Source organism: Robertmurraya kyonggiensis, from assembly GCF_005116465.1.
GTDB lineage: Bacteria > Bacillota > Bacilli > Bacillales > Cytobacillaceae > Robertmurraya > Robertmurraya kyonggiensis.
Genome location: NZ_SWBM01000008.1, coordinates 84,897 through 107,485, shown reverse-complemented (window position 1 = coordinate 107,485; position 22,589 = coordinate 84,897). Strand labels below are relative to the sequence as shown.

The 22,589-nt window shown below is 41.2% G+C and carries 20 protein-coding genes; 18 read left to right on the top strand and 2 right to left on the bottom strand.

The window, feature by feature from the left end; all coding sequences use genetic code 11:
* The first annotated feature begins 58 nt into the window (after positions 1 to 58).
* Entirely contained in the window at positions 59 to 721 is a 663-nt protein-coding gene (locus FA727_RS21440) for a TetR/AcrR family transcriptional regulator C-terminal domain-containing protein (RefSeq protein ID WP_136833530.1), read from the top strand.
* 11 nt (positions 722 to 732) lie between these two features.
* On the opposite strand, the gene FA727_RS21435 is transcribed toward FA727_RS21440, so the two are convergent.
* Positions 733 to 1,008: a YgaP family membrane protein gene (locus tag FA727_RS21435; protein ID WP_136833529.1), complete on the bottom strand. Its 276-nt coding sequence runs from the start codon at positions 1,006 to 1,008 to the stop codon at positions 733 to 735.
* Positions 1,009 to 1,182: 174 nt separating this feature from the next.
* On the opposite strand from FA727_RS21435, the gene FA727_RS21430 reads away from it, so the two are divergent.
* From FA727_RS21430 to aceA, 13 genes are all read left to right on the top strand, one after another.
* Positions 1,183 to 2,925: an adenine deaminase C-terminal domain-containing protein gene (locus FA727_RS21430; RefSeq protein WP_194138554.1), complete on the top strand. Its 1,743-nt coding sequence runs from the start codon at positions 1,183 to 1,185 to the stop codon at positions 2,923 to 2,925.
* 54 nt (positions 2,926 to 2,979) lie between these two features.
* Entirely contained in the window at positions 2,980 to 4,026 is a 1,047-nt protein-coding gene (locus FA727_RS21425; protein ID WP_136833527.1) for a DUF3048 domain-containing protein, read from the top strand.
* A gap of 20 nt (positions 4,027 to 4,046) precedes the next feature.
* The gene (locus tag FA727_RS21420; protein WP_126410997.1) at positions 4,047 to 4,343 is read left to right on the top strand and encodes a YerC/YecD family TrpR-related protein; all 297 of its coding nucleotides are present in this window, start codon (positions 4,047 to 4,049) and stop codon (positions 4,341 to 4,343) included.
* A 229-nt stretch (positions 4,344 to 4,572) separates the two neighbouring features.
* A complete protein-coding gene (locus FA727_RS21415; RefSeq protein ID WP_136833526.1) occupies positions 4,573 to 4,911 on the top strand; it encodes an ArsR/SmtB family transcription factor in 339 nt (112 codons plus the stop codon).
* A 19-nt stretch (positions 4,912 to 4,930) separates the two neighbouring features.
* Complete coding sequence (locus FA727_RS21410) at positions 4,931 to 5,419, top strand: SRPBCC domain-containing protein (RefSeq protein WP_136833525.1); 489 nt, start codon at positions 4,931 to 4,933, stop codon at positions 5,417 to 5,419.
* 303 nt (positions 5,420 to 5,722) lie between these two features.
* A complete protein-coding gene (pcrB, locus tag FA727_RS21405; RefSeq protein WP_136833524.1) occupies positions 5,723 to 6,400 on the top strand; it encodes a heptaprenylglyceryl phosphate synthase in 678 nt (225 codons plus the stop codon).
* A gap of 57 nt (positions 6,401 to 6,457) precedes the next feature.
* Positions 6,458 to 8,704, top strand: coding sequence for a DNA helicase PcrA (gene pcrA / locus FA727_RS21400; RefSeq protein WP_136833523.1), 2,247 nt, complete (start codon positions 6,458 to 6,460; stop codon positions 8,702 to 8,704).
* 65 nt (positions 8,705 to 8,769) lie between these two features.
* Entirely contained in the window at positions 8,770 to 10,779 is a 2,010-nt protein-coding gene (ligA, locus tag FA727_RS21395; RefSeq protein ID WP_136833522.1) for an NAD-dependent DNA ligase LigA, read from the top strand.
* A 23-nt stretch (positions 10,780 to 10,802) separates the two neighbouring features.
* On the top strand, positions 10,803 to 11,972 hold the full coding sequence (locus FA727_RS21390) for a CamS family sex pheromone protein (protein WP_136833521.1): 1,170 nt from the start codon (positions 10,803 to 10,805) through the stop codon (positions 11,970 to 11,972).
* Between the two features lie 253 nt (positions 11,973 to 12,225).
* A complete protein-coding gene (locus tag FA727_RS21385; RefSeq protein ID WP_136833520.1) occupies positions 12,226 to 12,720 on the top strand; it encodes a hypothetical protein in 495 nt (164 codons plus the stop codon).
* A gap of 205 nt (positions 12,721 to 12,925) precedes the next feature.
* Complete coding sequence (gene pruA, locus FA727_RS21380) at positions 12,926 to 14,473, top strand: L-glutamate gamma-semialdehyde dehydrogenase (RefSeq protein ID WP_136833519.1); 1,548 nt, start codon at positions 12,926 to 12,928, stop codon at positions 14,471 to 14,473.
* Positions 14,474 to 14,645: 172 nt separating this feature from the next.
* Positions 14,646 to 16,226 (top strand): catalase, encoded by a 1,581-nt coding sequence (locus FA727_RS21375; RefSeq protein ID WP_136833518.1) that lies wholly within the window; start codon positions 14,646 to 14,648, stop codon positions 16,224 to 16,226.
* Between the two features lie 362 nt (positions 16,227 to 16,588).
* Complete coding sequence (aceA, locus tag FA727_RS21370; RefSeq protein ID WP_136833517.1) at positions 16,589 to 17,875, top strand: isocitrate lyase; 1,287 nt, start codon at positions 16,589 to 16,591, stop codon at positions 17,873 to 17,875.
* A gap of 40 nt (positions 17,876 to 17,915) precedes the next feature.
* Here aceA and FA727_RS21365 read toward each other — a convergent pair whose 3' ends face one another.
* Positions 17,916 to 18,518 (bottom strand): DUF2238 domain-containing protein, encoded by a 603-nt coding sequence (locus tag FA727_RS21365; RefSeq protein WP_246042001.1) that lies wholly within the window; start codon positions 18,516 to 18,518, stop codon positions 17,916 to 17,918.
* A gap of 262 nt (positions 18,519 to 18,780) precedes the next feature.
* Between FA727_RS21365 and FA727_RS21360 the strand changes: the two genes are divergently transcribed.
* From FA727_RS21360 to gatB, 4 genes are all read left to right on the top strand, one after another.
* Entirely contained in the window at positions 18,781 to 19,221 is a 441-nt protein-coding gene (locus tag FA727_RS21360; RefSeq protein ID WP_136833515.1) for a YueI family protein, read from the top strand.
* Positions 19,222 to 19,362: 141 nt separating this feature from the next.
* Complete coding sequence (gene gatC, locus FA727_RS21355) at positions 19,363 to 19,653, top strand: Asp-tRNA(Asn)/Glu-tRNA(Gln) amidotransferase subunit GatC (protein ID WP_136833514.1); 291 nt, start codon at positions 19,363 to 19,365, stop codon at positions 19,651 to 19,653.
* Between the two features lie 12 nt (positions 19,654 to 19,665).
* A complete protein-coding gene (gene gatA / locus FA727_RS21350) occupies positions 19,666 to 21,123 on the top strand; it encodes an Asp-tRNA(Asn)/Glu-tRNA(Gln) amidotransferase subunit GatA (RefSeq protein WP_136833513.1) in 1,458 nt (485 codons plus the stop codon).
* 14 nt (positions 21,124 to 21,137) lie between these two features.
* The gene (gene gatB / locus FA727_RS21345; RefSeq protein ID WP_136833512.1) at positions 21,138 to 22,565 is read left to right on the top strand and encodes an Asp-tRNA(Asn)/Glu-tRNA(Gln) amidotransferase subunit GatB; all 1,428 of its coding nucleotides are present in this window, start codon (positions 21,138 to 21,140) and stop codon (positions 22,563 to 22,565) included.
* The last annotated feature ends 24 nt before the right edge of the window (positions 22,566 to 22,589 follow it).

Below are 22,589 nucleotides of genomic sequence, written 5' to 3'. Positions count from 1 at the left end.
AAAAAGTAAAGAAAATTTCATGTAAAAGTTATACAATAGAATTATTGAGGTGAAGGTCGTGGCAAACAAGATTAATAAAGAGATTATTACAGAAGCTGCACTAGAAATTTTACATGAAAAAGGGATATCCAACTTAACCATGAGAAATGTGGCGGCGAAGCTGAAAGTAAAAGCGCCTGCTCTTTATTGGTATATTAAAAACAAGCAAGAACTCCTACAGTTGATTGCGGAACATATATCATCCCTCATTCAGTTTCCAGAGCCAAGGGCGGACTGGGAAGAGGAAATTACCTTACTATCCCATGCAACGAGAAATGCAATGTTGTCCATTCCTGATGGAGCTGAAATCATGATGGATACTTTACCAACTACAACAAAGAGATTACATGTGATTAATCGAACATTTGAAATCTTTCACCGTGCGAACTTCCCGGAAGAAAAAATATTTTCTTCAGTTACGCTTATCAATAGCTATGTGACTTCTTTTGTATTGGATGAGCAAAAGCAGCAGAGAATGCTTGAGGAAATCGGTATTGAAGAAGTTGTAAAAAAATTTACCGATGCAATTATGAATATTCCAAAAGAGGATGCCCCTTATGTTCATCGCCATATGTTATTGCCAGAAGGAAAGATAAATGATGAACATAGCTTTTTAGAAGGCTTACACATTATCATTAATGGAATTAAGGCAACAAATAAAGGGTCAAGCCCACGAGCTTGACCCTTATTTTTCTAAGTCGGATTATAAGGCAGCATCTCATCCTGCTGCTCATTCCCACTGTCTTCGCCATTCTTCCTGCTATCCATTTGACTCTTAACGACCGAAGTTACAGGGCAGTAGCGAACGATACCTTCAGCGACCTTCATTGCACCGGTCAATGCCAGTAACAGATAGGATTCCCGCCATGGCTTTTTGGCCATTTTTGCAGTAGTCCAGGACAAAAGGGTTAACCCACAAGTAATCCGAATTAAAGCGTTTAAAATGCCGATATTTTGTTGAATTTTCATTGTAAATTCTCCTTCACAGTATTTTCACAATTTTTATTATTTCTTTAATGCGTTAAACAATGAATTATGGTAGTATATGTAATTAAAGGGTTTTCTTTTGAATTTGGAACATACAATGAATTTATATAGAGCCAATGTTAAGACTAGAAATTACTTCAAAGGGAGGGAAGCATTGTGCTAGAACAACGTTATCGCTGGAAAAACAAGCATATTCGTGAACAGGTTTCCGTTCTCGACGGCAAACAAGCACCCACGATTTTATTAAAAAATGCTCGCTACCTGAACCAAGTATTCCGTAAATGGATGACGGCGAATATTTGGGTACATGAAGATCGGATTGTCTATGTTGGGGAAAAATTACCGGAAAACACAACGGATTGTGAAATTGTTGATTGTTCAGGACAATTTCTAGTGCCTGGTTATATAGAGCCTCATGCTCATCCATTTCACTTATATAATCCCCATTCGTTAGCGCGGTATGCATCACAGTTTGGTACAACAACACTCATCAATGATAATATGGCGCTTATTTTGCAATTAGATAAAAAGAAAGCGTTTTCTTTATTAAGAGAGCTAAGGAGCATTCCAACGACGATGTACTGGTGGTGTCGTTTTGATGCGCAGACTGAAATACTCGATGAGGTGGATACTTTCTCACATGCTGATGTGAAGGCTTGGTTGGAGCATGATGCAGTCCTGCAAGGTGGAGAGTTGACTGGCTGGCCAAAGCTTTTAGACGGAGACGATATGATGCTTCACTGGATTCAAGAGGCAAAGCGAATGAGAAAGAAAATTGAAGGACATTTTCCGGGGGCTTCTGAAAAAACGTTAGCCAAAATGATGTTGTTTGGGACCGATTGTGATCACGAGGCGATCTCTGGACAAGAGGTATACAACCGACTCATGCAAGGCTATATGGTTTCTCTGAGGCATTCCTCGATTCGCCCTGACTTACCAGTTTTACTCGACGAAATTCATGCATTAGGAATTGATCAATACGACCACTTTATGTTCAATACAGACGGGGCATCGGCTTCCTTCTATGAACAAGGAATTATCGATAATTTGATTCGGATTGCCATTGAAAAAGGGGTTCCGGTTATTGATGCTTACAATATGGCGACGATTAATGTGGCGCGCTATTATAATCTCGAGTATTTGCACGGGAACATTGCGACAGGTCGGGTCGCGAACATTAACTTTTTAACAGACGAGAAAAATCCGACACCAGTTTCCGTTCTGGCCAAAGGGCAATGGGTGAAAAAGGATGGCGTCAGTCTCGATGCTTTTGAAAAAATGGATTGGGAAGCCCAAGGATTAGAACCGTTAAATATTGATTGGGAGCTAACATCGGATGACCTGCAATTCTCGATGCCATTCGGAATTCAAATGGAAAGCTCGGTTATTACAAAGCCGTATTCAATCTCGATTGATGTGAACTATGAAGAGCTATCCCCTAATCATGATGAATGCTTTTTTATGCTAATGGATAAAGAAGGCAAGTGGCGGATCAATACGGTCGTAAAAGGATTTGCGAATAATCTCCCGGGACTTGCGAGCTCGTACACGAATACCGGTGACATCATTCTTATCGGTAAAAACAAATCAGATATGGTAAGCGCTTTTAACCGAATGAAGGAGCTTGGCGGAGGAATTGTGATTAGCGAGGACGAGAATATCGTTCTTGAAATTCCGCTACCACTAAAGGGCGTGATGTCGAATAAGCCTGTGGAAGACTTAATTGAGGATGAAAAAAAGCTATCTTCCTATTTAGTCGAAAGAGGCTATCGATTCAATGATCCGATCTATTCGCTATTATTTTTCACATCGACGCATTTGCCGTATATTCGCGTCACACAGCAAGGAATGTACGATGTGATGAATAAAATGGTACTCTTTCCAACGATAATGCGTTAAAATATAAAAGAGACATGTGTTCGTTTTCAACTCTTATATGGTAAGGAGCATAACATGAAACTAAAATGGATGATTCTCACTACTGCAGCCATTCTTTTCGTAGCAGGCTGTAGTAAAAAAGAAGAAGTTGTGAAGGAACATCAGGAAAAAGAAGTAACTGACATCAGTAAGGAAGAGCAGGTAGAGGAATATGATTACCAATATCCTTTAACAGGGATGGGGGTAAAAGAGGAATCTACGAATCGTGCTTACGCGGTCATGATTAACAATGATCCAAAGGCAAGGCCGCAATCAGGCTTGCACAAAGCGGATATTGTGTATGAATTATTAGCAGAGGGCAACGTCACGCGTTTCCTTGCGATTTTTCAAAGTGAAGATACGGATCGGATTGGTCCGGTAAGAAGTTCACGAGATTACTATATCGAGCTTGCGAAAGGATATGACGCGTTGTACATTGCGCATGGTTATAGCCCGGAAGCAAAGGAAATGCTGGATAGTGGATACGTGGACAACATCAATGGGATGCAGTATGATGGCACATTGTTTAAGAGAGACAAGAGCAGAGTGGCGCCACATAACTCCTATATTACTTCTGAAGATATTCTAAAAGGTGCCGAAAGAATCGGCTACGATATGGATGAAGCTCCAGCGTCCTTGCCGTTTTTGACGGAGGAGGAAGCAGAACAGCTTAATGGGGAAAAAGCCAATTCTGTTCTCGTATCATACTTCTCTAGCAAGTTGTTCGATGTGAATTTTAAATATGATGAAGCAACGAAGAAATATCAACGTTATAGCAATGATGAACTGACAGCGGATTTAGACTCAAATGAACCTGTTTTATTAGATAATATTTTGATTGTGGAAGCTGAGCATCACGTTTCAGATGATGCGGGCAGAAGAGACATTGACATTACGTCTGGTGGCAGAGGATATTTGCTGCAACGAGGTCAGTGGCAGGAAGTCGAATGGAAAAATGTTGATGGAAAAATCCTTCCGTTTGCCAATGGGCAAGAGGTTGGCTTTGTTCCAGGAAAGACATGGATTAACTTCGTTCCTTCAAAAGATGGACTTGAAAATGTGGTAACATTCGAAAATGAGTAATTTCTAAGAGGGGTAAACATATGCAAATTGAAAAATTAAGAGGGAAAGAATTAGACCAGTTATTTAATGCGGTGTTGTCTTTAAAAGATTTAGAGGAGTGCTATCGATTTTTCGATGATCTGTGCACAGTGAATGAGATCCAATCATTGGCGCAACGACTCGAGGTTGCCCGTATGCTACGCGAAGGCAAGACGTATCATAAGATTGAAACTGAAACTGGAGCTAGTACAGCAACGATCTCTCGTGTAAAGCGTTGTTTAAATTATGGGAACGATGCGTACGAATTGGCGCTAGAGCGTATAAAAGAACAAGAATAGTGATTTTTGGAACCGGGGTGGATTGTACCTCGGTTTTTTGGTTTTTATGGAGTGGGATAATGTCGGAAGAGGTTGGTTTACTTCACGTAGTACCATTTGTGTTTTAACAAATAACCAATTAAAGTCTGATATGTTGAGGTAGACTTTTTGATATATTCCTTGACAAGAATATTCCTTTTTGGTTATATTGAGAAAGAATATTGTTAAATAGGAGTTGATAAAATAAGAAATGGATTTTACAACAATCTTAAGTGCACTTGCTGAACCCAATAGGTTGAAGATTGTTGAATTACTTCGTAAGGGCCCATTAACAGTGGGTGAAATATCAGACCAACTTCATATTCGCCAGCCTCAAGCATCCAAACATCTCCGTGTATTGAATAAAGCAGGAGTGGTGGAGTTTACCGTAGATGCGAATCGTCGAATCTACATGCTAAGGTCAGAGCCCTTTACATCCTTAGATTTATGGTTGAAAGAATACCGTGACATTTGGGAGGAAAAATTCGACAACTTGGATCGTTATTTGCAGGATTTACAAATAAGAGAAAATAAAGAGAATGATAACTAAAATTATTGGAGGAATTATAATGACATCTCATATCAAAACTACTCATACTTTCAATTTTCCACGTGAACTTGTGTTTAAGGCACTAACTGAATCGGAACACCTAAAGAATTGGTGGGGTCCAAAAGGATGGACATTCGAGGTTTCTAAAGCGGATTTCCGTCCGGGCGGTATCTTTCACTACAGCCAGAAACCTGCTGATGGGGAGGTAATGTGGGTTAAATTTGTATACAGTGAGATTATTGCACCAGAGAAAATTGTTTACAGCAGTTTCTTTTCTGATGAAGAAGGTAACGCAGTACGTGCACCCTTTGCTCCCAATTGGCCAATAGAAATCCTAAATACGATTACGTTGACCGAGGACGAAGGAAAAACAACTCTGACAATGATTGTGAATCCTGTATCTCCAACTGAGGAAGAATACAAAACCTTCGTAGATTCAAAAGAGATGGCTCAAGAAGGATATTCCGGAACATATGCACAATTAGATGAATATCTAACAAAGATATAAACATTAAAATAGCCACAACAAAAACACCGACCACCGGTGTTTTGTATTTATTAACTATCTTCTTTAGCTTAACAATAGTTAAGTTCAAAAAAACTCATCATTCGAAAAAAAAAGTTACTCTAAAATCTAGATAAATATCATAAATTCCCGCACTCCACCCTCAAAAACTTTCCGAAATCCACCCCACGGACCATTTTTTATTCATCCAAACAAATGCTATAATGGTGGAATGGAATATGAAATGATCGCTTGTGTTCACAAAGGAACAAAACGATCAATATAGTCGCTTGGAGGAAGTAGTACGTGTACGATATTCGTGAATGGCGCCATGCATTTAAGCTGGACCCTAATAAAGAAATTTCGGAAGACCAACTTGACCAACTTTGTGAATCAGGCACAGATGCCATCATCATTGGGGGAACAGATGATGTCACGCTTGAAAAAGTACTAGATTTAATGGCGAGAGTTCGCAGATACACAGTACCATGTGTTTTAGAAATATCCAATATCGATTCTATTACCCCTGGTTTTGACCTATTTTTCATTCCCTCTGTATTAAATAGTACGGACCCCAGATGGATCATCGACTTTCATCATGAAGCAATTAAAGAATACGGGGATATCATGAATTGGGACGAGATTCACTTTCAAGGCTATTGTATCCTCAACAAAGAGTGTAAGGCAGCAAAGCTGACGAAAGCGAAGACCGACCTGACACCAGATGATGTCGCGGCCTATGCGCGATTAGCGGAAAAAATGATGCAGCTACCAATCTTTTATCTAGAATATAGCGGCACTTACGGGGACCTAGAAATGGTCCAAGCTGCAAAAAGAGTTCTCGACAAGACGAAGCTTTTCTATGGTGGCGGTATTGAAACATTAGAACAAGCCAAAGAAATGGCAAAATACGCGGATGTTATTGTTGTTGGCAACTCGATTTATACCGATTTCAACAAAGCGCTCGAAACAGTAAAAATTTGAATGACTCAAGCAAGTCATATACAATAGAAATAGAACAAGTGTTTGGTGGTGAAAAGGATGCAATACTTAACAGATAAATTAATTAATGGCTTGAACCCGGAACAGCAAAGAGCCGTCAAGACAACAGAAGGGCCATTGCTCCTTATGGCAGGTGCGGGAAGTGGTAAGACACGCGTGTTGACCCATCGAATCGCCTACCTCATGGTGGAAAAAAGAGTCAACCCATACAACATTCTTGCCATTACTTTTACAAATAAAGCGGCAAGAGAAATGAAGGATCGTATCTACAATATGATGGGTGGCGTCGCAGACGAGATTTGGATCTCGACATTCCACTCGATGTGCGTTCGAATTTTACGAAGAGACATCGACCGACTTGGCTATAATCGTAATTTCACGATTTTAGATTCGACGGATCAACTAACCGTGATCAAAGGGATTATTAAGGAAAAGAACATTGATCCGAAGAAATTTGATCCGCGTGCGATTTTAGGTTCAATCAGTAGCGCGAAAAATGAATTGAAAACGCCGGATGATTTTGCGAAATTAGCAGGAGGCTACTTCGATCAAGTTGTTGCAGATGTGTATGATCTTTATCAAAAAAGACTGCGTAAAAATAACGCCCTTGATTTTGATGATTTAATCATGGTGACGATTCAGCTTTTCCAACGTGTACCGGAAGTGCTTGAATTTTATCAGCGTAAGTTCCAATACATTCACGTGGATGAGTATCAGGATACGAACCGTGCCCAATATATGCTCGTGAAATTGCTCGCGAGTCGTTTCCAAAACCTATGTGTTGTAGGGGACTCGGATCAGTCGATTTATCGTTGGAGGGGTGCGGATATTGCCAACATCCTTTCCTTTGAAAAAGATTACCCACGTGCACAAGTGATTCTTTTAGAACAAAACTATCGTTCAACGAAAACAATCCTTGATGCAGCGAACCAAGTGATTAAAAATAACTCGAACCGTAAACCGAAAAATCTTTGGACGGAAAATGCAGAAGGAAACAAAATCTTTTATTACCGTGCAGATAGTGAGCAAACAGAAGCTCAGTTTGTTACAGGAAAAATTAAAGAAGCAGTGGATAGTGGGAAAAGAAAGTATTCTGATTTCGCGATTCTGTACCGTACGAATGCTCAGTCCCGTGTAATGGAGGAAGTATTGCTAAAGTCGAACATTGAATACTCCATTGTCGGCGGTATCAAGTTCTACGACCGTAAAGAGATCAAGGATATCCTAGCTTACTTGCGTTTAATTGCGAATCCAGATGATGATATCAGTCTACAAAGGGTTATTAATGTGCCAAAGCGTGGAATTGGTTCAACCTCATTGGATAAAATGGCGAACTTTGCAGCGTTGCATGATATGTCTATCTATGATGCGCTTGAAACAGTTGAGTTAATGGGCTTAAGTCCGAAAACGACGAAGGCTGTAGCTGAGTTCCGTGATTTAATTAAAGGCTACACAAACATGCAGGAGTACTTATCAGTAACAGAGTTAGTCGAAGAAGTACTTGAAAAAACAGGCTACCGTGAAACGTTAAAAGCGGAAAAATCGATTGAGGCAGAAAGCCGCCTCGAGAACATTGACGAATTTTTATCCGTAACAAAAGCATTCGAAGAAAACAACGAAGATAAGAGTTTAGTTGGCTTTTTAACAGACTTAGCGCTTGTTGCGGACATTGATAAATTAGATGACGATGGAGAAAAGACTGACTCAGTTGTGCTAATGACTCTTCATTCGGCAAAAGGATTGGAATTCCCTGTCGTGTTCCTTTTAGGATTAGAGGAAGGAGTCTTCCCACATAGCCGTTCGTTAATGGAAGAAGCGGAAATGGAAGAAGAGCGCCGCCTTGCTTATGTAGGGATCACCCGTGCGGAGGAAGAACTGTATATTTCAAATGCGCAAATGCGTACGTTATTTGGACGCACGAGTATGAACCCAGCATCTCGCTTTATTCGAGAAATTCCGGAAGAGCTATTAGAAGATGCTAGACCTAAACCAAAGGCGAAGTCAGCTTCACCGTTTGGGGGATCGCCTTCAAGACCAGCTACGAGAGCTGGAGTCTCAGCACCTGGAGTCACTCGTCCAGCAGTTACTAGACCTGTGGCAAATTCGACTGGCGGGGATGCACTTGGCTGGAAGGTAGGGGACAAGGCTCAGCATGGTAAGTGGGGCGTTGGAACCGTGGTAAGTGTGAAAGGTGATGGAGAAAGCATGGAGCTAGATATTGCCTTCCCAAGCCCAACTGGCATTAAGCGCCTGTTAGCGAAGTTTGCTCCAATACAGAAAGTGTAAGATGTGAATTTCAATAATTCTCAAGGAATGTGAATATGAAATGTCACAAAGAAAGGTGTGGGGTTATGGACCTTTTAGCGGCTGAAAAAGAAATACAACAGCTACATCAACTATTAAACAAATATAATTATGAATATCATGTACTCGACCAGCCATCTGTGCAAGATGCGGAGTACGACAAGTTGATGCAACAATTAATCCAGCTTGAAGAACAGTTTCCACAGTTTAAGACATCGGATTCGCCAACTCAGCGTGTGGGTGGACATGTACTGGACATGTTTGAAAAAGTACAGCATGAAATCCCGATGCTTAGTCTTGGGAATGCCTTTGGTGAGCAGGACCTAAGAGATTTTGACCGTCGTGTCACACAAGCGGTTGGCGAGGACCATTCCTATGTGTGCGAGTTGAAAATCGACGGCTTAGCCGTGTCTCTTCGTTATGAAAATGGCTTATTCGTACGAGGTGCGACTCGTGGGGACGGTACGATTGGAGAAGACATTACGGCTAACCTACGTACGGTTCGTTCGATTCCGTTGCGTTTGAATGAACCTGTGACAATTGAAGTTCGCGGAGAAGTCTTCATGCCAAAACGTTCCTTTGAGGCTTTAAATCAGGTGAAAAAGGAAAGAGAAGAAGAGCCATTTGCGAATCCGCGTAATGCGGCAGCGGGCTCACTTAGACAGCTTGATACAAAAATTGCGGCTTCTCGTAACCTAGATGTATTCCTATATAATATTGCGAGTACGGATGAGGTAGATGTCGATTCCCATAGTGAAGGTCTTGATTACTTAGACAGCCTTGGTTTTAAGACAAACCAAGAGCGTAAGAAGTGCAAGACCATTGACGAAGTGCTTGCGTTTGTGGAAAGCTGGACAGAGAAAAGACCGCATTTGCCATATGAGATTGATGGCCTTGTTATTAAAGTAGATTCCTATGAGCAACAGCAGCAATTAGGCTTTACAGCGAAGAGTCCACGTTGGGCGATTGCGTATAAATTCCCAGCTGAGGAAGTTATTACGACGCTAAAAGAAATTGAGTTAAGCGTAGGGCGTACAGGCGTGGTCACACCGACAGCGATTTTAGAACCAGTTCGCGTTGCAGGCTCAACGGTACAACGTGCTTCTTTACACAACGAGGATTTAATCCGTGAAAAAGATATCAAAATTGGCGATCAGGTCGTTATTAAAAAAGCTGGAGACATCATTCCAGAAGTGGTGAATGTTTTAGCAGACCGACGAACTGGCGCAGAAATTGATTTCAAAATGCCAAATCATTGTCCAGAATGCGAAAGTGAACTTGTTCGATTAGAGGGTGAGGTCGCTCTTCGATGTATCAATCCAAAGTGTCCGGCTCAAATTCGTGAGGGACTAATTCACTTTGTTTCTAGAGATGCGATGAACATTGATGGATTAGGAGAAAAAGTGATTAGCCAGTTGTTTGCTGAACAGCTCATTCATGATGTGGCAGACATTTATAAGCTTACGTATGAACAGCTTATTGCTTTAGAACGTATGGGTGAAAAATCAGTTAGCAATCTGCTACAAGCGATCGAAGCGTCTAAAGAGAACTCTTTAGAAAAGCTTTTATTTGGACTTGGGGTTCGTCATGTTGGAGCGAAAGCGGCGAAAACATTGGCGATTGAATTTAACACAATGGACCAATTAGCTAGCGCTACTTATGAGCAATTGACAGCCATTAATGAAATCGGGGATAAAATGGCTGATTCCATCGTTTCCTATTTCGAGCTTGAAGAAGTGCAGGAACTCCTGCAAGAGTTAAAGGAAATCGGCGTGAATATGGAATACAAAGGTCCAAAGCCGGTTTCGATTGAGGATTCCACATCTATTTTTGCCGGAAAAACAGTCGTCTTAACTGGAAAGCTCGAGCAATTATCCCGCAATGAAGCGAAGGATGAAATTGAGCGCCTTGGTGGAAAAGTTGCTGGTAGTGTCAGCAAAAAGACGCATTTGGTTATTGCAGGAGAGGATGCTGGTTCGAAGCTAGCAAAGGCGCAGGAATTAGGCGTCGAGGTTTGGACAGAAGAACAGCTGATTGAAGAGATGAAAAAGAATTAATAGAAATAAGAGGTGTCAGTACCATGAGAAAAATCTCATTGGTCGTTTTCGCTTTAGTTCTTTTGTTAGTCGGATGTGCTCCGAATTTTCAAAAGGACCAGGAGATTGTGCAAGAGACGGAAGATACAAAAGAGAAAGCGATTATTCCTAAATATAAGATTTCGGATCAGTACTACCAAACAATTTTACCATTCGAGCCTTCAGAGGCCCGTGGGTTAACGGTCAGCAAGTTGAATACGCGATACGATATTGACGAGTTTGAAACAGGGTTAATGCGCATTGCCCAAAATACATTTAGCCCTGATAAGTATTTATTTCAAGAGGGCCAATATTTAGACCGAAAAACGGTTGGCTTATGGTTAAACCGAGAATACACAGATGCTCAGCTGAAGGAAGTTGGATTAAAGGCAGAACAGAATATCGGTCTGAATCCTTTAGATCCTGGAACTGGCGATGTGAAAACAAGAAATAAAGAGAATCCTATTTATCTAGCTCATATTTTGGAGCATGATTATTTGGTAAAAGGGGAAGATGGTACGGCGCATCTTGGCGGAATTGTCATTGGACTGGCGTTAAACTCCGTTCACTATTTCCAAGAGATTCAGTACGGTCCAACTTATGAGACGAAAATTGAGCACGCAACGCTCGATAAGGAAGGTAAGAAAATTGCGGAGCAGGTAGTTAGCCGACTTCGTCAAATCAAAGGTTTATCTAAGGTTCCAATTACGATTGCTTTGTTTGAACAAGAAAGCCAGTCTGCAGTTGTACCAGGGAATTTCTTTGCCTATGCAAAGGTTGGAGAGGGTAGCTCGAAAATCGGTGGCTGGGAAAATGTGAACGAAGACTATGTGTTATTTCCGTCGGATAATGCGGAAGATGAGCATCGTGACGATTTGACGACTTTCTTGAACTTCAAGCAGGATGTAGAGGAATACTTCCCGAACTTTAACGGGGTTATCGGAAGAGCCTTCTACATTGAAAAGGAATTACAGAAGCTAAGTATTGATATTCCGATTCAGTTTTACGGCAAAGCTGAGGCTGTTGGGTTTACACAGTATGTGACCGGGCTGATTTTGGAGCACTTCCCTGACTATATTTCGGTTCAAGTGAATGTTTCCTCCGTTAATGGCCCAGAGGCATTAATTGTGAGAGAAGTCGATCAAAAAGAACCGTTTGTGCATATTTATGAGTAAATGGGCAGGCAGAGATTATTCTCTGTCTGTTTTTTTGTTTGTTTGTTTGTTTGTTTGGGAATGTGGGCGTTCATGTGGGAGCTAGAATGACCGGGTTTTGTGAGGTGTTGATTTTGATTTTAGCTGCCAAATATGGCTTGTACGCCAAGAATTAGGCGGTATCGTTAATTGTGGCGGACAAACTTAGGTTGTACGTCAAGATCAGGGCCGTGGCGCTGAACGTGACCGACAAACAGGAATTGTACGCTAAGAAATGGAGAAATCCCCCGAACGTGGCGGACAAATTAGAAATGCCCGCCAAGAAATGGAGAAATCCCATGAACGTGGCGGACAAATCAGAAATGCACGCCAAGAAATGGAGAAATCCCATGAACGTGGCGGACAAATCAGAAATGCACGCCAAGAAATGGAGAAATCCCTTGAACGTGGCGGACAAATCAGAGATGCACGCCAAGAAATGGAGAAATCCCTTGAACGTGGCGGACAAATCAGAAATGCACGCCAAGAAATGGAGAAATCCCCCGAACGTGGCGGACAAATCAGAAATGCACGCCAAGAAATGGAGAAATCCCATGAACGTGGCGGACAAATCAGAGATGCCCGCCAAGAAATGGAGAAATCACCCGAACGTGACCGACAAACAGGAATTGTACGCCAAGAAATGGAGAAATCCCCCGAATGTGGCGAATATATCAGAAATGCCCGCCAAGTTATGCGGATAGCCCTCAGACCTGACCGGCAAATCTAAAAATGTATTCTGATAAGTTCACCACTAGAATCATTCCGCCAATCCAAACTACAAATTGTAAACCCTACCATAAATAACAATCTTTACAACCATCGAACTAGTCTCAATTTAATTACTATTCTAGATTATCAATTGAAGGACACGCCTAAAACTGATAGAATGTGAGTGTGTTACGTTAATAGTCAGGGTTAAGGAGGCGGTTTTATTGGTACAGGCATACAAGCATGAGCCATTTACAGATTTTTCGGTAGAAAAGGAACGTGAAGGCTATTTACTAGGGTTAAAAACAGTTGAAAGTTATTTAGGTAAGGATTACGACCTTGTTATCGGAGGAGAACGTATTTCAACTGAAGAAAAGATCGTTTCTATCAATCCATCGAATAAAGAAGAAGTGATTGGACGTGTTTCAAAGGCTAGCAAAGACCTTGCTGAAAAAGCAATGCAAGCTGCTGTAGAAGCGTTCAAAACATGGAAAAAGGTAAAACCTGAAAGCCGTGCAGACGTTTTATTCAAAGCAGCTGCCATTCTTCGTCGTCGCAAGCATGAGTTTTCTGCCCTTTTAACAAAAGAAGCAGGAAAGCCATGGAGTGAAGCGGATGCGGATACAGCAGAAGCGATTGATTTCTTAGAATTCTATGCTCGTCAAATGCTAAAAATCAAAGACGGTGTACCCGTACAAAGCCGTCCGAATGAAGATAACCGTTATAACTACATTCCGCTTGGAGTGGGAGTCATTATTTCACCTTGGAACTTCCCGTTAGCGATTATGGCTGGAACAACCGTTGCAGCAATCGTTTCTGGAAACACAGTACTTCTTAAGCCAGCTTCTACGACACCAATCGTGGCAGCGAAATTTGTAGAAGTCATGGAAGAAGCAGGATTACCTGCGGGCGTTCTAAACTTTGTTCCAGGAAGTGGTGCAGAGGTGGGCGACTATTTAGTTGATCATAAGGATACTCGTTTTATCAGCTTCACAGGTTCTCGTGATGTTGGTCTACGAATCTATGAAAGAGCGTCTAAGCTCAACGAAGGTCAAATTTGGCTGAAGCGTGTAATTGCTGAAATGGGTGGTAAGGACACGATTGTTGTTGATAAGGAAGCTGATTTAGAGCTTGCGGCTCAATCGATCGTGGCATCATCTTTCGGATTCTCTGGTCAAAAATGTTCTGCATGTTCTCGTGCAGTAATCGTTGAAGACGTGTATGATCAAGTGTTAAATCGTGTCGTTGAATTAACAAACGCGTTAACACAAGGAGATCCAGTTGATCAAAACAATTACATGGGTCCAGTAATCGACCAAGCAGCTTTCGATAAAATCTTGAGCTATGTGGAAATCGGTAAGCAGGAAGGTCGTCTCATGACTGGTGGCGAAGGAGATAACTCTAAAGGTTTCTTCGTTAAGCCAACTGTATTTGCTGATTTAGACCCAGAAGCTCGTTTAATGAAGGAAGAAATCTTTGGTCCAGTTGTAGGTTTTACAAAGGCAAAAGATTTTGATGAAGCTATAGAAATTGCGAACAATACGGAATACGGATTAACAGGTGCTGTTATTACGACAAACCGTGTGAATATGGAAAAAGCACGTGAAGACTTCCACGTTGGAAACTTGTATTTCAACCGTGGCTGTACAGGCGCGATTGTTGGTTACCAACCATTTGGTGGCTTCAACATGTCTGGAACAGACTCAAAAGCAGGTGGCCCAGACTACTTACTTCTTCATATGCAAGCAAAAACGACATCAGAAATGTATTAATTGTTTTTGGAAAACCTCTTTTCCTTCGGGAGAAGAGGTTTTTTGTTGATGTAGATAAAAGCCAATTCAGTAATTCGGAGCTCAATTTTGAGGACCAACAAAAAATACATAATAACCCTCCATTTGGAAATAAATAAATTGATATTATTTCAATATAATGGAGGATGCAACAATGGCAGAACAAGAACGTACAGGTACTGGTGAGAGTGCTGATTCCTTAACGAATCGCCAGGGCCATCCCGTCACCGACAATCAGAATATCAGGACGGTTGGAAACCGAGGCCCGTCAACATTAGAGAACTATGATTTTATTGAAAAAATAACCCACTTTGACCGTGAAAGAGTGCCGGAACGTGTCGTTCATGCACGGGGAGCAGCAGCACATGGTTACTTTGAGGCTTACGGAAAAGTAGGTGATGAGCCAATCTCAAAATACACAAGGGCAAAGCTTTTTCAAGAAGCAGGAAAGCAAACGCCTGTCTTTGTCCGTTTTTCAACCGTGGTTGGAGGGATGGATTCACCTGAAACAGCACGTGACCCAAGAGGATTCGCCGTCAAATTTTACACGGAAGATGGAAACTGGGATTTGGTCGGGAATAATCTAAAAATCTTCTTTATCCGTGATGCAATGAAGTTTCCGGATATGATTCACTCCTTCAAGCCAGACCCTGTATCAAACGTCACGAATCCAGAAAGAATGTTTGATTTTCTCTCTCGCACGCCAGAGGCGACGCATATGGTAACATTTGTTTTCTCGCCTTGGGGGATTCCGGCGAATTATCGTCAGATGCAAGGCTCGGGTGTGAATACATACAAATGGGTCAACGCAGAAGGAAAGGCTGTTTTGGTAAAATACCATTGGGAGCCGTTGAAACAAGGGATTAAGAATTTAACATCAAAAGAAGCAGCCGAGATTCAGGCACAAAATACAAGCCATGCGACACAAGATTTGTATGAGTCGATTGAAAATGGCGATTACCCTGAGTGGGAGTTCTGCGTTCAAATAATGAGTGATGATTACCATGAAGAACTAGACTTCGATCCCCTCGATGATACGAAGCTGTGGCCGACAGATAAGTTTCCATTTTTGAAGGTTGGAAAAATGGTGTTAAACAAAAATCCTGAAAACTATCATAACGAAGTGGAACAGTCTGCATTCGGAACCGGCGTACTCGTTGACGGGCTAGATTTTTCCGATGATAAAATGTTGCAAGGTCGAACTTTCTCTTATTCTGATACGCAGCGTTATCGTGTCGGAACGAACTATTTACAACTGCCAATTAACTCACCGAAAAAGCGTGTTGCGACTAATCAGCGAGGCGGGCAAATGTCGTACCATGTGGATGCAGGTGAAAATCCACATATCAATTACGAGCCATCTGTGATCGGCGGCTTGAAGGAAGCTGAACAAGTAGGTGAAGTTCATGAGCCACACTATGATGCCAATCTCGTTCGTGAAAAAATTGACCGCACGAATGATTTTGCGCAGGCTGGAGAGACGTATCGTGCATTTGAGGATTGGGAGAAGGATGAGCTCATCAGCAACTTAGTAGAAAATTTAAAAGTGTGTAGAAAAGAGATTCAGGATCAAATGATTGAGTATTTTACGAAAGCGGACGAAGAATACGGTAGACGTGTTCGAGAAGGATTAGCGAACGCAACTGTAAATGACAAAAAGAATACAGGAAGTGCAGACGCGGATGCAGCCACTAAAAAGGCTGAACAAATGGGGCATGAAGCGGATCCGTATTAAGTAAGGCTCTTTTCTCAATCATTGATGCTGTTGAAACAAAATAACAAAGAAAGATGTGTTTTATCATGGATATTCAGATACTAAATTTGAGAAAAGGGCAATGGAATCTCAAAAAGTATTTCTAAATATTATTTACAGGGCAAAAATCGGCTCTTGGACTTTTGCGAAAAAACACAATCTACACGAAAACATCCTAAGAAAGAATACCTCCTTTAGGGGGTGTTTTTTTCGTGTAGGAAATAATTGTCGAAAATATTTTCAGAAAAATCACATTAAAACAGTTCCATTTTTTCTTAATCTGTTATAGAATACAAAACGTAATCATTAAAACTGTATTATAACAATGAGAGGAGAATGGAAAAATGACAAACGAACGGGTACAGCAATTACTAGAAAGCTGGGAAAATGATGCACGGTGGAAAGGAATTGAACGTCCATATTCGGCAGAAGAGGTAATCAAATTACGTGGTTCATTGGATGTGGAGCATACACTTGCACGACGCGGCGCCGAAAAACTATGGAAGCTTGTAAATACAGAGGATTTCGTCAATGCCTTGGGGGCTTTGACAGGAAACCAAGCGGTGCAACAGGTGAAGGCAGGGCTTAAAGCAATATACTTAAGTGGCTGGCAGGTTGCAGCAGATGCAAACCTTTCTGGACATATGTATCCAGACCAAAGCTTGTATCCAGCGAACTCAGTGCCAAGTGTGGTCAAACGGATTAACCAGGCACTACAACGTGCGGACCAAATTACTTATCTTGAAGGTGACGATTCCATCGACTGGTTTGCGCCAATTGTGGCAGATGCCGAAGCTGGCTTTGGTGGGCAGTTGAACGTATTCGAACTGATGAAAGGGATGATTGAAGCTGGAGCTGCTGGGGTGCACTTCGAGGATCAATTATCTTCTGAAAAAAAATGTGGCCACTTGGGTGGAAAGGTATTGCTTCCAACGCAAACAGCCGTCCGTAACTTGATTGCAGCCCGACTTGCTGCTGATGTTATGGGTGTTCCAACTGTATTAGTTGCTCGAACGGATGCAAACGCAGCTGATTTGATCACAAGTGATGTTGATCCATATGATGCACCATACATCACGGGCGAAAGAACAGCAGAAGGCTTCTATCGAACAGAAGCAGGTCTCGACCAAGCAATTGCTCGCGGTCTTGCTTATGCTCCATATGCTGACTTAATCTGGTGTGAAACTTCCGAGCCAAATATTGAAGAAGCTCGACGTTTTGCAGAAGCGATTCATGAACAGTTCCCTGGCAAACTTTTAGCATACAACTGCTCGCCATCCTTCAACTGGAAAGCTAGGCTTTCAGATGAGGAGATTGCTAACTTCCAAATCGAACTTGGTAAAATGGGCTACAAGTTCCAATTCGTTACTCTTGCTGGATTCCATGCCCTAAACCACAGCATGTTCAACTTAGCTCTTGGCTACAAAGACCGCGGTATGGCCGCTTACTCAGAATTACAACAGGCTGAGTTTGATTGTGAAAAGGATGGCTACACAGCAACTCGTCATCAAAGAGAGGTAGGAACAGGCTACTTCGACCAAGTTTCAATGGTTGTAACTGGCGGAACTTCTTCTACAACAGCATTAAAAGGTTCGACAGAAGAAGAGCAATTTACAACGAACACAAAGTAAATTCGAAAAATCCTTCTCTTCATCAGAAGAGGAGGATTTTTTAGGTATTCTTCATGAAGCGATCATGCAATTTTGTCAGGATAAGTAATGCAAAAATGGATCCTAATAGGGTTAAAAGCATATCCCATTGAGCATCCCATATATCACCTTGAGTACCTAAGAAGTCTTTTGCAGCCTTACCTCCATGTGTCATTTTCGAAACTAACCATTCAATAATCTCATATAGGGCTGCTATGGATAATGAAATACTCAAAGCAAAAATGATTAACCAACCACCGTTTTTTATCAACGTCTTCCTTATGATGATTTCTCTAATGATAATGATAAAAAAGCCCTTAAAAAAATGCCCAAATCGATCATAGTGATTCCTTTCTAAATCGAAATAATCTTTCATCCAATTAAAAAGGGGAACTTTCGAATAGGTATAGTGCCCGCCTATAAACATCAAGATACAAAGCATGGTTATAATGACATAAGACAGGGTTGTCAAACGAAATCTTTTGAATGTCAAAGCAAGGATAATGATTCCAATTAAGGCAGGTCCAACTTCTAATGCCCAATCGGTATATGAAGCAGGTTCTATTCCTGACCAAATGAATACAGCTAGTATTATGAATAAGAGGAAAAAATGAATAGTTTTCACTGGTGTCACTCCTTTTTATCGTTAGTATTTCAAAAGTGCAAATACAATACTCACGAGTAGAGATTGGATTGCGCTTAAATCAGAGATATCTGCATATGATTTTATGGTGATTGCGGATATTTGGGGCTCTTACGGGTCAAATTCTGCGCTCATTTCGGATTTCTCCTAAGTCAATCGTTATGATAAAATGTGGAAATACTAAGCACGCACAATAGATTTGAATCATAGAAAAATAATAGCTTCAAAGTAAGGAGGATTTACATTGTCTGGCCCTAATTTGGATGATTATTTACAGCAAGGAATTTATGGACAAAAAGAGATTAATCCAGACGAAAGGAGAAAATTCTTAGGAACACTGAGGGAAAGAGTGGTTATCGCACTCACACAAGCGCAAGTGAGAGAAGAGAACGTTTTTACAGAGGTAGAGGACTCGTTAAAATCAAATCGAGAAGCGACGTTATTACTGAATGGGAACATCGATTACGCATACCTCTCCAAATACATCAAACTCGCTAGCAAATACAACGTGGAATACACAATTGTCACTAACAACGAACACAACTCCGAAATCGGATTAGTTATTGCCCAAGAATACGCGGTAGATAAAGAGGACATCTATGTCACGCAGAAAAAGATTGAGTACGTGGAAAGCAAAGAGAAAAAAGGGTTATTAAGTGGTTTTACAAAATTGTTTAAGAAGTAGTGGAAAAGGTGATAAAACTGTCACCTTTTTTACGTCGAATCAAGGATTTAAGCGGACTCTCTGTTGCTTTATAGCACTGAATTTTGTTATCATCAAGTTATTGTTGACTATTCAAATACAGGCTTTTGGAGGTGGACTCATATGTCTAGAATTTCAGCTGAAGAAGTTAAGCACGTGGCTAATCTAGCGAGACTTGCTGTGACAGAAGAAGAAGTTCAGAAATTCACGCAGCAGCTCGATAAAATTATTTCATTCGCAGAACAATTAAACGAATTAGATACAGAGAACGTAGAACCAACCTCACACGTTTTAGATATGAAAAATGTGATGAGAGAAGATGTTCCTGTAAAAGGACTTCCACGTGAAGAGGTGCTCAAGAACGCACCAGAACACGAAAATGGACAAATTAAAGTACCGTCAATTATTGAGTAAGGAGGGGAAGAGATGAGTTTATTTGATCAGAAGCTGAGTTCGCTTCAAGAATCATTACATAAAAAAGAAATTTCTGTAACCGACCTTGTGGACGAGTCTTATAAAAGAATTGACCAGGTCGAAGATAAGGTTCAAGCTTTCCTTACATTAGACGAAGAAAGCGCGCGCCAAAAAGCAATCGAATTAGACAAAAAGCTTGGTACGGATGATGCAAAAGGGCTTCTATTTGGAATGCCGATCGGAATTAAGGACAATATTGTCACTCGTAATCTACGTACAACAGCTGCTAGTAAAATACTTGAAAACTTTGATCCAATTTATGATGCAACTGTTGTGCAAAAGCTTCAAACTGCAAACAGTATTACCATCGGTAAGCTTAATATGGATGAGTTTGCGATGGGCTCTTCCACTGAGAACTCTGGCTTCCAAAAGACAAAGAACCCGTGGAACTTAGAAACAGTACCAGGTGGATCTTCAGGTGGTTCAGCAGCGGCTGTGGCAGCAGGGGAAGTCCTTTTTTCATTAGGCTCTGATACGGGTGGTTCGATTCGTCAGCCAGCATCCTTCTGTGGAGTAGTCGGATTAAAACCTACATATGGACGTGTTTCCCGTTTTGGACTAATTGCATTCGCTTCATCGCTAGACCAAATTGGGCCAATTACAAGAAACGTTGAAGATAACGCATATCTTTTACAAGCGATTTCTGGACTAGATCCAATGGATTCGACTTCAGCAAATGTGGACGTACCTAATTTTGTGCAATCTTTAACAGGTGATGTAAAGGGACTTAAAATCGCGGTGCCAAAGGAATACCTTGGTGAAGGCGTGAAGGAAGAAGTGAAGCAATCTGTTTTAGATGCCTTGAAAACTCTTGAAAAATTAGGAGCAACTTGGGAAGAGGTATCTCTACCACATTCGAAGTATGCTTTAGCAACGTATTACTTGCTGTCTTCTTCAGAAGCATCTGCTAATCTAGCACGCTTTGACGGTGTTAGATACGGTTACCGTTCACCAAATGCGGACAACCTAATGGACTTATATAAAAATACGAGAGCAGAAGGCTTTGGGGAAGAGGTTAAGCGTCGTATTATGCTTGGAACCTTTGCACTAAGCTCTGGTTATTATGATGCTTATTATAAAAAGGCACAAAAAGTTCGTACGCTCATTAAGCAAGATTTTGAAAATATTTTTGCAAAATATGATGTGATTGTCGGACCAACAACGCCAACACCTGCTTTCAAAATTGGTGAAAATACAGCGGATCCAATGACAATGTACTTAAACGATATTTTAACAATCCCAGTAAACCTTGCAGGCGTGCCAGGAATCTCCGTTCCATGTGGATTCTCAAATGGCTTACCACTAGGATTACAAATCATCGGAAAGCATTTTGATGAAAGTACGGTTTATCGCGTTGCCCATGCGTTCGAGCAAGCAACTGATTTTCATAAACAAAAACCACAATTGTAAGAGAGGTGAGACAAGTGAAATTTGAAACGGTGATCGGACTTGAAGTCCATGTCGAATTAAAAACAGATTCTAAGATTTTCTCGGCGAGCCCGAACCATTTTGGAGCGGAGCCAAACACAAATACAAGTGTAATTGACCTCGGTTATCCAGGTGTTTTACCGGTGTTGAATAAAAAGGTAGTCGACTACGCGATGAAGGCTGCGATGGCTCTAAATTGTGAGGTTGCGACGGAAACGAAATTCGACCGCAAAAACTATTTTTACCCAGATAATCCGAAGGCTTACCAAATCTCTCAATTTGATAAGCCGATTGGGGAACATGGCTGGATTGAGATTGAAGTTGACGGCTATAAAAAGAAAATTGGTATTACTCGTATCCATATGGAAGAGGATGCAGGTAAGCTGAATCATGAAAAAGGGTATTCCCTATGTGACTACAATCGCCAAGGGACACCATTGATTGAAATCGTATCTGAGCCAGACATTAGAACGCCTAACGAAGCTTACGCTTACTTAGAGAAGCTAAAGTCTATCATCCAATATACAGGTGTTTCTGATTGTAAAATGGAAGAGGGCTCATTACGTTGTGATGCCAATATCTCTATTCGTCCAGTCGGACAAGAAGAGTTCGGTACTAAGACAGAGTTGAAAAACTTAAACTCTTTCAACTTTGTTCGTAAAGGTTTGGAATACGAAGAAAAGCGTCAAGAAGAAGTGATTTTAGCAGGTGGAACGATTGATCAGGAAACACGTCGTTTTGATGAAGCAACAGGGAAGACGCTCCTTATGCGTGTAAAAGAAGGTTCTGATGATTATCGTTACTTCCCAGAGCCGGATTTATTGGATATCTACATTGATGAAGCGTGGAAAGAAAGAGTACGCGCTGAAATCCCTGAGCTGCCAGATGCTCGTCAAAAACGCTACATCGAAGACCTTGGATTACCTGCTTACGATGCAGCTGTTTTAACAGTGACAAAGGAAATGGCAGATTTCTTTGAAGCTACGGTAGCGGCTGGTGCAGATGCGAAGCAAGCATCGAACTGGATAATGGGTGAATTGTCCGGTTACTTGAATGCGGAGCAAAAAGAGCTTGAAGATGTGGCATTAACGCCAGAAGGATTAGCAGGCATGATTGAGCTAATCGAAAATGGCACCATCTCATCTAAGATCGCGAAAACAGTTTTCAAAGAAATGATTGAAAACGGTGGAGATGCTGAGCAAATTGTTAAGGATAAGGGACTTGTCCAAATCTCTGACGAAGGTGCGTTGCTAAAAGTCGTTACGGAAGTTTTAGACAATAACCCTCAATCGATTGAAGATTACAAGAATGGTAAAAATAAAGCAATTGGATTCCTTGTTGGTCAGTTAATGAAGGCGACAAAAGGACAAGCTAATCCGCAAATCGTGAATAAGCTTTTATTAGAAGAAATTCAAAAGCGTTAAATTTTGGTTGGAAATGCTGGTAGG